Genomic DNA, 509 nt, shown 5'->3' on the forward strand with positions numbered 1-509 from the left:
CAAATGTACATTAAATCCTTCGATTACACACAAGCGGATAAAAATTCACGGGGCATTGGCGCCCCGCTAGTCTGTTTCCTACCTTTGTTTATCTAAAGAACAAATAATGAGAACAGCAGGATTAGACGTGCACAAAGATAGTGTTTTTTGTGCCGTATTCGATGGTAAACGTTATTCCGAGGTGGAGGTATTCGAGACTTTCAGTAGCAGTATCGAGGCACTTGGCCAGCACCTGAAAACCGAAGGGGTAGCCCGTGTAGCCATGGAAAGCACGAGTATTTACTGGGTTCCGGTTTGGAATATCCTGTCAGGGATGGGCTTTGAGCTGATGCTTGTCAACCCGTTCCTGATCAAGCAGCTGCCCGGCCGCAAGAGTGACGTTAAGGATGCCCAATGGATTGCCCAGCTCCTCTACAAGGACATGCTCCGGGGGAGTTTCGTTCCGGGGGATGCGATCCAGGAACTGAGAAGCTACACGCGTTCGTATAGCAAACTCCAGCAGAAGATGA

1 protein-coding gene is annotated in these 509 nt (G+C 49.1%); it reads left to right on the forward strand.

All coding sequences use genetic code 11. The features are described 5' to 3' along the window. Positions 1-106 precede the first annotated feature (106 nt). Positions 107-509 (forward strand): IS110 family transposase (locus NGM62_RS22040; protein ID WP_262250456.1); only part of this gene is annotated, 403 nt, incomplete at its 3' end.

Source organism: Parapedobacter soli, from assembly GCF_025460835.1.
GTDB lineage: Bacteria > Bacteroidota > Bacteroidia > Sphingobacteriales > Sphingobacteriaceae > Parapedobacter > Parapedobacter soli.